Annotated in this window: 10 protein-coding genes and 2 pseudogenes; 6 read left to right on the top strand and 6 right to left on the bottom strand. The window is 56.7% G+C overall.

Translation table 11 applies throughout. The features are described from left to right. Positions 1 to 6 precede the first annotated feature (6 nt). A pseudogene (locus tag EGT36_RS29825) lies at positions 7 to 579 on the top strand (IS630 family transposase); the annotation flags it as partial. Positions 580 to 805: 226 nt separating this feature from the next. On the opposite strand, the gene EGT36_RS29820 reads toward EGT36_RS29825, so the two are convergent. From EGT36_RS29820 to EGT36_RS29795, 6 genes are all read right to left on the bottom strand, one after another. Then, positions 806 to 1,483 (bottom strand): TetR/AcrR family transcriptional regulator, encoded by a 678-nt coding sequence (locus EGT36_RS29820; RefSeq protein ID WP_125271741.1) that lies wholly within the window; start codon positions 1,481 to 1,483, stop codon positions 806 to 808. A 374-nt stretch (positions 1,484 to 1,857) separates the two neighbouring features. Then, a complete protein-coding gene (locus EGT36_RS29815) occupies positions 1,858 to 2,439 on the bottom strand; it encodes an HdeD family acid-resistance protein (protein ID WP_286084385.1) in 582 nt (193 codons plus the stop codon). Positions 2,440 to 2,572: 133 nt separating this feature from the next. Next, positions 2,573 to 2,803, bottom strand: coding sequence for a DUF2934 domain-containing protein (locus tag EGT36_RS29810; RefSeq protein ID WP_125271740.1), 231 nt, complete (start codon positions 2,801 to 2,803; stop codon positions 2,573 to 2,575). Between the two features lie 81 nt (positions 2,804 to 2,884). Continuing rightward, on the bottom strand, positions 2,885 to 3,094 hold the full coding sequence (locus EGT36_RS29805) for a hypothetical protein (RefSeq protein WP_125271739.1): 210 nt from the start codon (positions 3,092 to 3,094) through the stop codon (positions 2,885 to 2,887). Positions 3,095 to 3,171: 77 nt separating this feature from the next. Next, complete coding sequence (gene glgP, locus EGT36_RS29800; protein ID WP_286084391.1) at positions 3,172 to 5,673, bottom strand: alpha-glucan family phosphorylase; 2,502 nt, start codon at positions 5,671 to 5,673, stop codon at positions 3,172 to 3,174. A gap of 169 nt (positions 5,674 to 5,842) precedes the next feature. After that, positions 5,843 to 6,457 carry a TetR/AcrR family transcriptional regulator gene (locus EGT36_RS29795; RefSeq protein WP_125271737.1) on the bottom strand — a complete coding sequence of 205 codons (615 nt, stop codon included), beginning with the start codon at positions 6,455 to 6,457 and terminating at the stop codon, positions 5,843 to 5,845. Between the two features lie 276 nt (positions 6,458 to 6,733). On the opposite strand from EGT36_RS29795, the gene EGT36_RS29790 reads away from it, so the two are divergent. From EGT36_RS29790 to EGT36_RS29770, 5 genes and pseudogenes are all read left to right on the top strand, one after another. Next, on the top strand, positions 6,734 to 7,804 hold the full coding sequence (locus tag EGT36_RS29790; RefSeq protein ID WP_125271736.1) for an HlyD family secretion protein: 1,071 nt from the start codon (positions 6,734 to 6,736) through the stop codon (positions 7,802 to 7,804). Further along, positions 7,801 to 10,587 (top strand): ribosome-associated ATPase/putative transporter RbbA, encoded by a 2,787-nt coding sequence (rbbA, locus tag EGT36_RS29785; RefSeq protein WP_125271735.1) that lies wholly within the window; start codon positions 7,801 to 7,803, stop codon positions 10,585 to 10,587. Before EGT36_RS29790 ends, rbbA begins: the two co-directional genes overlap by 4 nt. 2 nt (positions 10,588 to 10,589) lie before the next feature. Next, complete coding sequence (locus EGT36_RS29780) at positions 10,590 to 11,702, top strand: ABC transporter permease (protein WP_125271734.1); 1,113 nt, start codon at positions 10,590 to 10,592, stop codon at positions 11,700 to 11,702. A gap of 535 nt (positions 11,703 to 12,237) precedes the next feature. After that, positions 12,238 to 12,414 (top strand): annotated as a pseudogene (locus tag EGT36_RS29775) (phosphoketolase family protein); the annotation flags it as partial. 64 nt (positions 12,415 to 12,478) lie between these two features. Next, a protein-coding gene (locus EGT36_RS29770) for an IS3 family transposase (protein ID WP_125271733.1) occupies positions 12,479 to 13,638 on the top strand; the annotation gives its coding sequence in 2 pieces (ribosomal slippage) (positions 12,479 to 12,743 and positions 12,743 to 13,638; 1,161 coding nt in all). The last annotated feature ends 200 nt before the right edge of the window (positions 13,639 to 13,838 follow it).

The following is a 13,838-nucleotide window of genomic DNA, read 5'->3' as shown; positions in this document are numbered from 1 at the left end:
CTTTAAAAAAACTTCCCCGCCGCAATGGCAGAGATCGCAAGCGGAGCGGCACGAGGAAAACGAATAGAAATCTGGTACCAAGACGAGGCCCGGATCGGCCAAAAGAACAAGATCACCCGCCGCTGGGCAAAGCGCGGCTCAAGACCGTGCGCGCCACACGACCAGCGAACCCGATCCGCCTATATCTTCGGTGCAATCTGCCCCAAGCTCGGCAAGGCGGCGGCTCTGGTCATGCCTTGGTGCGATACCCACGCTATGACGCAGCATCTGGCGGAGATATCCCACCATGTCGCCGATGACGCGCATGCCGTCCTAATCATGGATCAGGCGGGCTGGCACATGTCGAACGCACTCGTTGTACCCAACAACATAACGATCCTGCCGCTGCCCCCGAAATCACCGGAGCTCAATCCGGTCGAAAATCTCTGGCACTTCATGCGCGAGAACTGGCTGTCGAACCGCATCTTCAAATCTTACGACGATATCGTCGCTCACTGCTGCGACGCCTGGCGTAAACTCGAAAGCCAGCCATGGCGGATTATGTCTATCGGACGCAGAGAATGGGCCAATGGGTTCTGATCAATGAGGGTGCGTATTAGCCACCCAGGCAACCATCATTGTCAGATATGCTCGACTTCGGCACTCCCCCGAAGACGCGAACGTGCGGATGCGGTCATCCACCCAGGCGTCGGCCGCCGGACAAAGGACCATGCGATCATCTCTGAAGGCGATGATTGAAATTCTCGATCCTGATGCGTACCGAAAGCGGTGCAGGCAGGATACGATCAGGGCGAGTTGATCACCCTTAATTTTTCTTCGTTCTGGCGCTGGAGGCCAAAGGCATATCGGCAACTGATGTCGGCGCCGACGTCAACATCTGAAGAGCCAACTGCGTATACCAGGCGGTGAGTTCTTCAACCGGACGACGTTCATTGATGTAAAGCAAGAGTAGTTCAACATAGTTGAACATATCATACAAGGCGATTGACGCCAGTCGGACGGACGGGACCTGAAAAACGCCCGTCGAAACCCCTTGCGTTACAACTTCGGCCCAAAGGTCATACTGACGATCACGATATGAGAGGTACTCCGTTCTCACTTCGTCATCAAGTTCAAGGGTTTCGCGTGAGCCGACGAGGAGCTCATCAACATGCTCTGTGCGAAATGCGATTTGAGCTTGCATTCCTCTTTGCAATCGGGAGAAAGGATCGTCAAGGGCTTTCAATGCTGCCTCAAGATCTGCGTGCTGAGCACGTATCGATGTCAGCAGAATCCTGTCAAGCACCTCTCCCTTTGAGGAGATGTGATTGTAAAGACTGGGCGCCTGGATTCCAAGGGCCTGCGCAATGTCACGCATCGTTGTGCGAGAGAACCCGCGTTGGGCGAACAAAGAACACGCAGCGGAGTCAATATCGGACGAATTGACGAACTGGCCGCGTGAAACGATCCCATTTTCTGGAATGCCTTGTTTTCTTTCTCGCATACTTTTGACGGCCTGAGCCTTCTCCTGGTTCGCCCGCACTCAACCGGTTTGATCGCTTGTAGCTTGCGGCTGTCATTGCGACACGTACTCACCCAATTTCCTTTTAATTCGACCATTGTCCGATTTTCTCGGGAATATCAAGGTTTGCGGTGGCCATCCGTAATATGGGGGTCGAGAGGCAGGGAAACTCAACGACAAGATCATGAAGTTGAGGCGATTGACATCAAGTTAACTTGCCAGCTCAGGATCTGACCGCAATGCGTAGCCATTCGCATTGGCCTCCCGCAGAGAATAAAATCGAGAGTAAGCATGATATCTGGCGAACGATATGACTTTACCGAGGAGTTGCCGGAAGCGGTGCTCTATGAAACGTGTCAGGCTGGAGGGCTTGGGCGACCCCGCCGCAAGGCGAACGCGAAGATGCACAACGCGGCCCCGTTGAGCAAAAGGTCGAATCCGAGCAACCCGCCGATCAGCCACAGGCTGTTGACCGGCCATCCGGCAAGGATGACGGCCGCGACGACGGCCGTGACGATCCCCGCCGCCACGAGCCAACCCCATCCCTTCGCTTCGCGAAAGGCAAAGCCCGCCAAGATACGGAGAACGCCGGCGGCGAACAGGCTCAGCGTCAGCAGAAGCGTCAGGACGGTCGAGGCGAGCAACGGATCGGTGAACGCGAAGATACCCGCGAGAACGTACAGTATCCCGATCGAGAGGTAACCGAAGAAACGCCCCCAGCCCTTGACCTGAAACGCATAGATGACCTGCACGAGGCCACTGGCCAGCATCGCGGCGGCGACAAAAAAGACGGTGGCGACAGTGGCGAGAAGAACATCGCCGAGCGCGATCAAGCCGAGGGCCGCCAAGGCAATTCCGGCCGCCGCCAACCATCCCCATTTTGTTTGCAGGAGATCGAGATCGTCCTGGGTTGCCTTCGTTGAGATCATTAACGGCATAAGTCTCTCCTTTTGGGGCCGCTTCGGTGAGCGCCGAAACGCGCAACCGCCGCGTTCATTCGTTTCGCGTGTCTTGGGGGCACGCCGGCCCTTCGGATGGGGGCGTGAAACGTGCCCTCGGCCGGGAGTGTTCTCAGCCTTTGGCGTTTCCAACCGATCTGGATCGTTTCTTCACGGGAGCCTTCGGTTCGGCGCCCGTACCGTCAATCGCGACCGTCAGGTCTGCAGGGGCCTCGCCCTCCTTTGCCAGATAATCGCTCGCGGCTTGCAGCCAGTGATCGAGGTCTCGTCCCTCCGGGTGTCCCTCTGCCTCCCATATTTCGTAGGCGCGGTTGCGGATCCAGTTTTCATCGAGATCGTGCATTCTTCTTCCTTTCTGAAGCTTGTGGATGACGCCGTGACCGATCAGGCTGTGATGTGACGGTCCCCACAAGCGTTATCGGCGTCAGCTTCGCTTGCCGTCATCCTCGGGCACTACCCAGGAGCGGAAGACAGCGCCGTCATCCTGATCATCTTTTCGTCCGTCGCGAAGCGACTTTTTAGATCCTCCCACCTTCGCCACTTTGCGAGAAAACCGTACAGAATTCTTCGAGGTCACTACCGCCGATGGATCGTCTTCGCTCCTATCGTCTTGCCCATTTTCAGGTCTGCTCATTGCACTATCCTTTCGTTTTCTGTGTCGTCGCGATGAACATAAGCCTCTATAAATCGAGGCGCCCACTATGGCCGGTTTCATCCGCGCCAGACGATGGCCGCCAGATCGAGCGGGATCCGCGCCAGGGGATGATAGGGAACCAGCCTTGGCGTGTAGTCCGTTGTAGGCCTGCCCGCCGGCACCGTGCATGTGTATCGATGGTATCCATCCGGATTGGAGCCGTTGTCCTCCTGGTCCGCTTTTCCCAGGAACGGGGCTTCCCCGCCGATGCCATCGGCATAGATTTCAATCGCCAGATCCGCAGGAGAAAGCTCTCCGAGGTAGACCTCGATCGAGAATGAATGGGTGTCGCCCCGCCGCTCGGCGTGAACGGTTCCGAAGTGGACCGAAGAGCCGTGATCGCGCCAGCGCTCTTGCCACAAGGCCACATCTGTGGCTGGCTCGCCCAGCGCCTTGGCGCGGGCATCATAGGCCTGCGCAGATGGAATATAGAATTCCTGCACATACTGGCGCACACTTCGATTGGTGGAGAACTGTGGCGCAAGGCTCCCCATGCTTTCCCGAACCCTTTCGATCCATCGTTCGGGCACACCATCGGCATCCCGGTCGTAGAATTCCGGAATAATCTCGTCTTCGAGAAGACGATAGAGTTCCTCTGCCTCCGCATCGTCGACGGCAGGGTCGTCGCCATGCTCCTGTCCGTCGCCGATCGCCCATCCGACCTCCGGGCGGAACGCCTCCTGCCACCAGCCGTCCAGTTCCGACAGGTTCAATCCACCATTGGCGAGGATCTTCATGCCGCTCGTGCCGCTCGCCTCCCACGGCCGGCGCGGCGTGTTGATCCACACGTCCACACCCTGAACCAGCCATTCGGCCTGCCGCATGTTGTAGTCGCGCAGGAAAATAAGCCGGGTACGCAGTTCGGGATTACGGGCGAAGCCATGCCACAGGCGGATAAGTCCCTGGCCATCCAGATCCCGCGGGTGCGCCTTGCCCGCAAGGACCAGCTGCACCGGCCGGTCCCTGTTCGTCAGGATGCTGATCAGACGGTTGGGGTCGCGAAGAAGCAAGGCGGGGCGCTTGTAGGTAGCGAAGCGGCGGGCAAAGCCCAATGTCAGCGCGCCGGGATCGAAAACGTCTCTTGCGGCCTGCGGGCTGATCCCTATATCGCCATCTTCAACCTTTTGCACCAGATATTGCTTTCGCACTTGCGCGCACAAGGCTTTGCGCGATTCGTAGCGCATCTGCCACAGGTGGGATGCTCCAGCATTGCTGATTTTATCACCGAGATTGTCGAGATTGCCTCTCCAGCGGTCCTTTCCGCAATGCTCGGTCCAGAGTTTATCCGAACTGACGGAATCCCATGTGGGGACATGGATGCCGTTGGTGACGTGTCCGATCGGCACCTCGTTCTGCGGCCATCGCGGGAAAAGCGGCTGGAACAGCTTGCGGCTGACCGTCCCGTGCAAGGCGCTGACGCCGTTGACGGCCCCGCTCGCGCGAACCGCCAGATAGGCCATGTTGAACGGTTCGAGGGGATTTCTGGCATCCTGCCTGCCGAGCGCCAGAAACTCCTCCATCTCTATGCCGAGATGCTTTTCCGTGTAGAGCCGGAAGTATTTGCGGATCAATTCCGGCGCGAAACGATCGAAACCTGCCTTGACCGCCGTATGCGTCGTGAAGACGTTGCCAGCGCGGGTGACGGCGACGGCCTGGGCAAACGACACCTTTCTTTCCACCTGGAAGCACCGGGCCCGCTCGATGGCGGCGAAGGCGGCGTGCCCCTCGTTCAGATGGCAGACTGCCGGTTCGATCCCGAGCGCTTTCAGAAGCTGCCAGCCGCAAAGCCCCAGGATCATCTCCTGTTTCAGACGCGTCTCCGGTCCGCCGCCGTAAAGCTGGCTGGTCACGCTCCTCAGCGTCACCGGATTGGCCGGATCGTTCGTATCGAGAAGGTAGAGCCGCGCCCTGCCGACCCTCACCTCCCAGGCCCTTATCCAGATGGACATGCCAGGAAGATCGATTTGCAGGCGCAATAGCTCTCCATCGGCGGCCCGTACGGGTCGTATCGGCAGTTGATCAGGTTCGTTCGTCGGATAAAGGGCCTCCTGGTCACCGTCCGGGCTGATGGCCTGGCGGAAGTAGCCCTGACCGTAAAGCAGCCCAATACCGACCACGGGAACACCGAGATCGCTTGCCGCCTTCAACTGATCTCCCGCTACATTGCCTAACCCACCCGAATAGATCGGCAAAGCCTCGGTTAGCATGAACTCCATGCTGAAATAGGCGATGGCCTTCGGTTTCGCATCGTCATCGACGCGATCATACCAGGAAGGCGCGCTCTCCGCCTGCCGCTCTTCCTCCAGGAGCCGATCGAGCCTGCCCATGAAACCACCGTCCTGCAAAAGGCCCGCGAGCTTTTCGCGCGAGACCGTATGAAGCACAGCGATCGGGTTACGAGTCGCTGCCCATGTTTCCGCATCAATCTCCTGCCAAAGGAGATCTGAAGAATGGTTCCACGACCAGCGCAGATCCAGAGCTAACTCCCTAAGAGATGAATAACCTTCCGTTTTTTCCACATTTTGAGGCAATCTTTCTTCTCCTCAGTAGAAACATTCTTCAGGGGCCGCGGCACACTCGCTCCAAATGGCGGCGGTTGCTTTAGTGCGTTGACTATTGCTGGCTTCAGGTACCAGCGATCTCCAGTTGCGCATATTCGCCGCCCCCGCTTTTGCGTCGAGGGAGGGCTTACTGCAGCCGTTCTTCTTCGTGAAATGTCGACGGAGACAGGAGCGCACGCTCATCAAGGCTCATCGTTGCCTCGATCATCAGCGCGATCATCTCCCGCAGCACCTCATCACCGCCACCCAGAAGTGGCTCGCTACGGACAACATATCGCATGATACCTATGCCGCCGAGCGCTGCGAGGATCAGCGCAGCTTTCCGGTTCGACAACTCTTCACGCCGTTCAGAGAGCGGAACAACGCAGTGCTCCATAAGGGCGCTTCGCAACGCGTTTGACGCCTCAGGGCTGGAAAACGAGCGCACGATAACATCCAGAGGGCGCACTTCGTGCTCGGACACTGGTGCCAACAACTGGGACGCAAGCGCCTGGGGAAGGTCGTCGGTAGCCGCGTCGGACAGACGAGCGGACTGCAAGACCACTCGAAGGACCTCGCGAAACAGTTTTTCTTTCGAGCCGAAACTGCGGTGCACATAGGCCGCGTCGATCCCTACATCGGAGGCAATATCCCGAAGACTGGCCGTCTCATAGGAGTGCGTTGAAAAGCGCAGGATGGCGGCCTTCAATATCCGGTCCCGGGTAGCCTCCTCTGGTCGGGAGGTGACAATCATATTGGTCATGTTTTCTCATGTTCCCGGTTGACTCGTGAAAGAATTAACTGCATTTATCAACGCAGTCAACAGTCGGTGACTAAAGAGGTCAACACTTAATGACAAAAGACGTTATTCGATTTTGACTTAAGTAATACAAGTGGATGTGGTATATGTTTGTATACATGCACCAAGTATCATCCCATATTACTGGCCAAAGAATGGCATCTCCTTGGAGTAATTCTATTCAAGGACTGAATTTAATTGTGCGCGATGAGCGCCGTCGCTTGAGCGTGGATTGTGGGAATGGCTGGACTTGGAAAGCGCTGGATTTTGGTGGTCGCAGGGATGGCTGTCGCTGGATTGGGGTACACAGCTGCCGGTTATTACGGGGGCGACGGTCTTCCTGACGGCATCGCAAGTGGAAATGGTCGCATCGAAGCAGTGGAGATTGACATCTCCACGAAAATTCCTGGTCGGATAAAGGAGATCCTGGCTGACGAGGGTGAGTTTGTGACCGCTGGTCAGATTCTGGCACGAATGGATACGGCGCAGCTTGAGGCGCAACGTCGACAAGCAGATGCATCTTTGCAGCGTGCTCTTATCGGCGTTGACACCGCCCGCAGCTTAGTTCAGCAAAGTGAGGCTCAGCATGAAGCGGCAACTGCGGTAGTTGGCCAGCGTGAGGCGGAGCTCGATGCCGCCGAGAGGCGTTTTGCGCGAACCGAGCAACTTGTCGCCGCAAATACTGCGTCTCAACAGACCTACGACAACGACAGGGCTGCGGCGCAAGGGGCGAAAGCGACGCTCGCAGCAGCCAAGGCTTCTGTTGCGGCCGCCCGTGCAGGAATCAGCGCGGCGAAAGCACAAGTGGTGGACGCGGAAGCATCGGTCGCATCAGCCCGGGCCGCGATAGAAACGGTAACGGCCGACATCGATGACAGCACGCTGCTCGCACCGCGTGACGGACGCGTGCAATACCGCGTAGCACAGCCGGGAGAAGTCCTCTCGGCCGGAGGGAGGGTTCTCAATCTGGTCGATCTTGGCGATGTTTACATGACCTTGTTTCTTCCCACGGGTCAGGCTGGGCGCGTGGCGATCGGTGCGGATGTACTCTTGGTTTTGGATGCCGCTCCCCAATATGTCATCCCCGCGAAGGTCAGTTTCGTTTCAGATGTCGCTCAATTCACGCCGAAGACTGTTGAGGCGGAGGAGGAGCGCCAAAAGCTCATGTTCCGCATCAAGGCGAAGATATCGCCTGATTTGTTGCGCAAATATGTTTCGCAGGTCAAGACTGGTCTTCCTGGCATGGCCTACGTTCAGATCGCCGCTGATGCAGTCTGGCCGCCTCATCTTATAGAGGCGATCGTGCGATGACCGCAGCTTGCTCCTCCGCTGCGATGATCTCTTCGGTTGCGCGATTGCAGGCGGTGTCGTTGTCTTACGGCAAGGTCAAAGCTCTGGACGATGTAAATCTCGATATCCCTTCAGGCGTAATGGTTGGCCTGATCGGCCCGGACGGCGTCGGAAAATCCAGTCTGCTTTCTTTGGTAGCCGGTGCACGGGTAGTTCAGGCTGGCCATGTCGAGGTATTCGGCGGAGATATTTCCGATTCGAGGCACCGCCACCTGACGTGCCCTCGCATCGCCTACATGCCACAGGGACTGGGCAAAAACCTGTATCCAACCCTTTCCGTCTTTGAGAACGTCGAATTTTTCGGACGATTGTTCGGGCAAAGCCGCCGAGAGCGCGAGAGCCGAATTGCCGATCTGCTCGAACGCACCGGGCTCGCTCCATTTCCGGATCGTCCGGCAGGAAAACTTTCTGGCGGCATGAAGCAAAAACTCAGCCTCTGCTGCGCGTTGATTCATGATCCGGATCTGCTGATCCTTGATGAACCGACAACTGGCGTGGACCCGCTATCCCGAAGGCAATTCTGGGAACTCATAGACGATATTCGGCGCGAACGTCCTACGATGAGCGTGATCGTGGCAACCGCCTATATGGAAGAGGCCCAGCGCTTCGACTGGCTCGTCGCAATGGACGAAGGCCGTGTCCTGGCATCGGGTTCGCCCGCAGAACTGCTGGAGCGAACTGGAACGCAGAATCTTGACGCCGCTTTTGTAGCCCTTTTGCCAGAGGAAAAGCGTCTCGGACATCACGAGGTGATCATACCGCCACGCCCGGAGGCCGCAAACCAGGAGATTGCGATCGAGGCGCAGAATCTGACGATGCGCTTCGGTACGTTCACGGCTGTCGACAATGTCAGTTTCCGTATCCCCCGCGGCGAGATATTCGGTTTTCTCGGCTCCAACGGCTGTGGGAAAACCACAACGATGAAGATGCTGACCGGGTTGCTCGGCGCAACGGAAGGCACTGCCAAGCTTTTTGGAGAGGAAGTCGACCCGCGCGACATTGAGATCCGCAAACGTGTCGGATATATGAGCCAAGCATTCTCATTGTATTCTGAGCTGACGGTTCGTCAGAATCTTGAACTCCATGCTCGCCTCTTCCACTTGCCGCAGGAAATTATTCCTGCCCGCGTGGAAGAAATGGTGAGGCGCTTCGATCTGGTTGACGTCGCCGATGTTTTGCCAGAATCGCTGCCGCTCGGTATTCGTCAGAGATTGTCGCTCGGCGTGGCTATGATCCACGGACCGGATATCCTCATTCTCGACGAGCCTACTTCCGGTGTTGATCCTGTCGCCCGCGACGCTTTCTGGCAGATTCTCGCCGATCTGTCACGTAAGGATGGGGTCACTATTTTCGTATCGACTCATTTCATGAATGAGGCTGAGTTATGCGATCGCATATCGTTGATGCATGCCGGAAAGGTTCTGGTCAGCGATACGCCGAAAAGCATTGTCGAGAACAAGTCCGCAGTTGATCTCGAGGAAGCTTTTATCGGCTATCTGGAGGATGCGATCCAGAGTTCAGCCAGTCAGCCGACCGGTTCAGTCGCCCCAGACCGGCTGGCTGACAGGACGGGTGGGGCAAATGGACCCCACTCCCATGCTCCATCCGTCCATCGTTTCTTCGACCTGCGCCGTATGCTTGCCTACACGCGCCGCGAAACCCTCGAACTTCAGCGCGATCCGATACGTGCTACCTTGGCCATTCTCGGCAGTGTCATTCTGATGTTCGTCGTCGGCTACGGGATCAACATGGATGTCGAAAATCTGACATTCGCTGTGCTGGACCGTGACGACACGACAGTCAGCCGCGACTATGCACTCCAGATCTCTGGCTCCCGATACTTCACCGAGAAACGTCCTATTACGGACTATTCCGATCTCGACTATCGAATGAGTAGCGGCGAAATAAGCTTGGCAATTGAAATTCCACCCGGTTTTGCACGTGACGTTTCCCGTGGGCGCGATGTCGAGATCGGTGTCTGGGTGGATGGCGCGATGCCGATGCGTGGTGAAACCATCCGCGGATACGTGCAGGGTATGCATCTGCATTGGATCACGCAGAAAGCCCGCGAAATCTACGGCGACGCAGCGACCGTCGGCGATTATCAGGTCGCGCTCCGATATCGCTATAATCCAGGAATCGAGAGCCTGGTGGCAATCGTGCCGGCGATCATACCGCTATTGCTCCTTCTCATCCCGGCGATGCTTGCCGTTCTTAGCGTGGTACGTGAAAAAGAGCTGGGCTCGATCATCAATTTCTACGTCACTCCGGTGACGAGGCTGGAATTCCTGATCGGCAAGCAGATACCTTACGTCGTATTGGCCATGTTAAGCTTTGGTATCCTGGCAGCCTTCGCCGTTGTCGTGTTCCAGGTGCCGCTGACCGGAAGTTTCTGGACATTGACCGCCGCGGCGTTTCTTTATGTCGTCATCTCCACAGGTATGGGCCTTGTGGTCTCGAGCTTCATAAAGAGCCAGATCGCGGCGCTCTTCGGCACGGCATTGATCACGCTGATCCCGGCGGTTCAGTACTCCGGCCTCATCCATCCTGTCTCCTCGTTGAGCGGCGTGGGGGCGCTCATCGGGGAAATCTATCCGACGACATACTTCGTCACGATTTCGCGCGGCACATTCTCAAAAGCGCTCGCCTTCGGGGATCTCGCATCTGCATTCGTCCCCTTGGTCATTGCGGTTCCCGTTTTGCTCGGCGCGGCATCGCTCATGCTGAAGAAACAGGCTGTGTAGTCATGCGGATATCAAACACACTACATCTCGGCATCAAGGAATTGCGCGGCCTCGGTCGGGATCCCATGCTGATTTTCTTGATCGTGTATGCATTCACCCTGTCTATCTACACGGCGTCGACGGCAGTTCCTGAAACACTGAACAATGCGGCGATCGCTGTTGTTGATGAAGATCAGTCTCCGGTGTCATCGCGAATTCTCACCGCTTTCTACCCTCCCTACTTCAGTCCACCCAAGTTGATCTCACAATATGAGATGGATAGGCGCATGGATGCCGGGCTGGATACCTTTGCGATCGATATCCCCCCGAATTTTCAGCGGGATCTCTTGGGTGGAAAGTCACCAACGATCCAGCTCAATGTCGACGCGACACGCATGACACAGGCTTTCAACGGCAGTAGCTATATTCAATCGATCCTTTCCAGCGAAGTTAGCGAGTTCGTTAGACGCCACCGAGGATCAACATCCCTGCCGGTGGATCTTGCCATGCGCACCAAGTTCAACCAGGAACTGAACAGGGCATGGTTCGGCGCCGTAACAAACGTCATTTTCTCCACGACGATCCTGTCGATCATTCTAACGGGCGCCGCACTCATTCGCGAACGGGAACACGGCACGATTGAACACCTACTGGTGATGCCAGTGACGCCAACGGAGATTATGCTCAGCAAGATTTGGTCTATGGGCGTTGTGGTGCTGACAGCAACTGCCTTCTCGCTTGTATTCGTTGTCCAGGGCGCACTGGATGTCCAGATACACGGATCGCTGTTGCTTTTCCTGACGGGAGCCGCGTTGCATCTGTTTGCAACGACGAGTCTTGGAATTTTCTTGGCGACGATCTCCGGCTCCATGCCCCAGTTCGGAATGCTGCTGATCCTGGTTCTCCTGCCATTGCAGGTACTTTCCGGGGGGCTCACTCCAAGAGAGAGCATGCCGCAGTTTATCCAGGACATCATGCTTGCTGCGCCAAATACGCATTTCGTCATGTTGGCGCAATCAGTTCTATTTCGGGGAGCGGGCCTTGGTATCGTCTGGCCACAATTGGTCGCTCTTCTGACAATAGGAATTGTTTTCTTTCTCTTCTCTCTTCGCCGTTTTCGAGCATTTCTACGATGATGCGGACACAAGAAGATAACTCCACAGTAGATTCCGCGCGAAGGTTATCAGGCTGGCCCAGTGAATTTGGAAGCGAGAGGCGCGTCCGTCGTATCCGTACCGGCTCCGACAACAAAGAGGCGGTGTTTTGACTAAAAGCCTCCATTTATCTGACGCCGCACGTCGCGCTACGGTTATCCTCGTTGGCTTTGGTTTGGTGTTCGCTTCAGTGGCGGGCTACGCAGGCGAACAGGGAAGGTCATCTAGAAGTACTGAATCCCAAATTTACAGGAACCACCGTTCCCTTGGCACTTGCAACGAGTCGATGGCGAGAAACATTGCCTACAACTCGGGTCTTTGTTGCCTGAGGCTACTCAGGAAAGATGACTATGAGCTTGTATTTTCCGGCAGAACAGTGGGTGGTGACATGGAGATCATTCGCTTCCAGAATATTCGCGGATGTCCAGCGCTCATGGAATTCTTAGATTGATCCTGCTGGAAGCAAGATCCGACTGAAATTGAATGTAAGCAGCCTTTGGAAGCCGCAGGGACACCCATGATAACTACGGAAAATAACGCGAGATTTGGAACCCAGTCTCATGGTGAGATTGATCTGATCGATCGTTACTGGCGAGCGGCGAATTATCTTTCCGTCGGGCAGATTTATCTTCTCGACAATCCGCTGCTGAAGGAACCGCTCAAGCCGGAACACATCAAGCCGCGCCTTCTCGGTGGTCTGCCCCCTGCGAAGTGATCCTTCATGAAGTATGGCTTATGAGCCTCAGAAGGAAATTGAAATGGCAGCGAAAAGACACAAGGCAGAAGAAATCGTCACGAAGCTTCGTCAGGTTGACGTTCTGAATGCGCAGGGAAAATCGATGGCGGAGGCGATCCGGTCGATAGGCGTGACGGAAGTTACATACTACCGGTGGCGTTCCGAATACGGCGGCTTGAAGGGCGACCAGGTGAAGCGCCTGAAGGAGCTGGAAGTGGAGAATGCCCGGCTACGGCGCGCCGTTTCCGATCTCACGCTGGACAAGATGATTCTTGCGGAGGCCGCCAAGGGAAACTTCTGAGCCCCGCCCGTCGTCGCGCTTGCGTGGATCATGTCATCAATGAACTGAAAGTGTCCGAGAGACGGGCATGCCGGGTTCTCGGTCAGCATCGTTCGACGCAGCGCAAGGTCGCCAAGACCCCGGATGATGAGGTGGCGTTGACCGCCGACATCATGGCGCTCGCCCTCCAGTATGGCCGCTATGGCTATCGCCGCATCACGGCGATGCTGCATCAGGCGGGCTGGATTGTGAACGTCAAGCGGGTCGAGTGTATCTGGCGGCGGGAGGGGCTGAAAGTGCCGCACAAGCAACCCAAGCGCGGGCGGCTATGGTTGAACGATAGTTCGTGCATCCGGCTTCGGCCGGAATATCCAAACCATGTCTGGTCCTACGATTTCGTCGAGGACCGGACGCACAATGGCAGGAAAATCCGCATGCTCAACGTGATCGACGAGTTCACGCGGGAATGCATCGCCATCAGGGTCGAGAGAAAGCTGAAGGCCGTCGATGTCATCGACGTGCTGTCCGACCTCTTCATCCTGCGCGGCATCCCTACCCATATTCGTTCCGACAACGGGCCGGAGTTCATCGCCAAGGCGCTACGGGAGTGGATCGCGGCAGTGGGAGCCAAGACCGCCTACATCATGCCGGGCAGCCCTTGGGAAAACGGATATTGCGAGAGCTTTAATTCGAAGCTCCGTGACGAACTGCTCAACGGTGAAATCTTCTACACGCTCAAGGAGGCAAAGATCGTCATCGAAAACTGGCGACGTCACTACAACACTGTGCGGCCGCACTCATCGCTGGGCTATAAGCCACCGTCCCCCGAAGCCTCTGTTTGGCCTCGCCGGAATGGACCTGCTTCAACACCAGCGGTGGCCAGCAGACCGAGCATGCACTAACATTCAAACCGGATCACCCCATGGGGGCAGGCCAGGCGCCCGATTTCCCGACTGAACTGCCAAAGCCGGCTTTGTAGGGCGGGCAGCGCTTCACCAAACTGTCCGCGGCTGGACCGGTGCGCCCGTCCATGATGCCGGCCTCGGCGTATGAGGCGGGATACTTCCGAAGAAAGGCTGGTAACAGTCGAGGGACGCTGCCT

It is taken from the genome of Agrobacterium sp. FDAARGOS_525 (assembly GCF_003938925.1).
GTDB classification, from domain to species: domain Bacteria; phylum Pseudomonadota; class Alphaproteobacteria; order Rhizobiales; family Rhizobiaceae; genus Agrobacterium; species Agrobacterium pusense.
Note: the sequence above shows the minus strand (reverse complement) of the source record. Positions and strands in the feature narration are given on the sequence as shown.

What these genes read in the sequence shown, in the direction of transcription:
- EGT36_RS29780 (WP_125271734.1), top strand. Translation starts at nt 10,590, where the DNA reads ATGCGGATATCAAACACACTACATCTCGGCATCAAGGAATTGCGCGGC.
- EGT36_RS29810 (WP_125271740.1), bottom strand. Translation starts at nt 2,803, where the DNA reads ATGCACGATCTCGATGAAAACTGGATCCGCAACCGCGCCTACGAAATA.
- EGT36_RS29805 (WP_125271739.1), bottom strand. Translation starts at nt 3,094, where the DNA reads ATGAGCAGACCTGAAAATGGGCAAGACGATAGGAGCGAAGACGATCCA.
- EGT36_RS29795 (WP_125271737.1), bottom strand. Translation starts at nt 6,457, where the DNA reads ATGACCAATATGATTGTCACCTCCCGACCAGAGGAGGCTACCCGGGAC.
- EGT36_RS29790 (WP_125271736.1), top strand. Translation starts at nt 6,734, where the DNA reads ATGGCTGGACTTGGAAAGCGCTGGATTTTGGTGGTCGCAGGGATGGCT.
- EGT36_RS29820 (WP_125271741.1), bottom strand. Translation starts at nt 1,483, where the DNA reads ATGCGAGAAAGAAAACAAGGCATTCCAGAAAATGGGATCGTTTCACGC.
- EGT36_RS29815 (WP_286084385.1), bottom strand. Translation starts at nt 2,439, where the DNA reads ATGCCGTTAATGATCTCAACGAAGGCAACCCAGGACGATCTCGATCTC.
- rbbA (WP_125271735.1), top strand. Translation starts at nt 7,801, where the DNA reads ATGACCGCAGCTTGCTCCTCCGCTGCGATGATCTCTTCGGTTGCGCGA.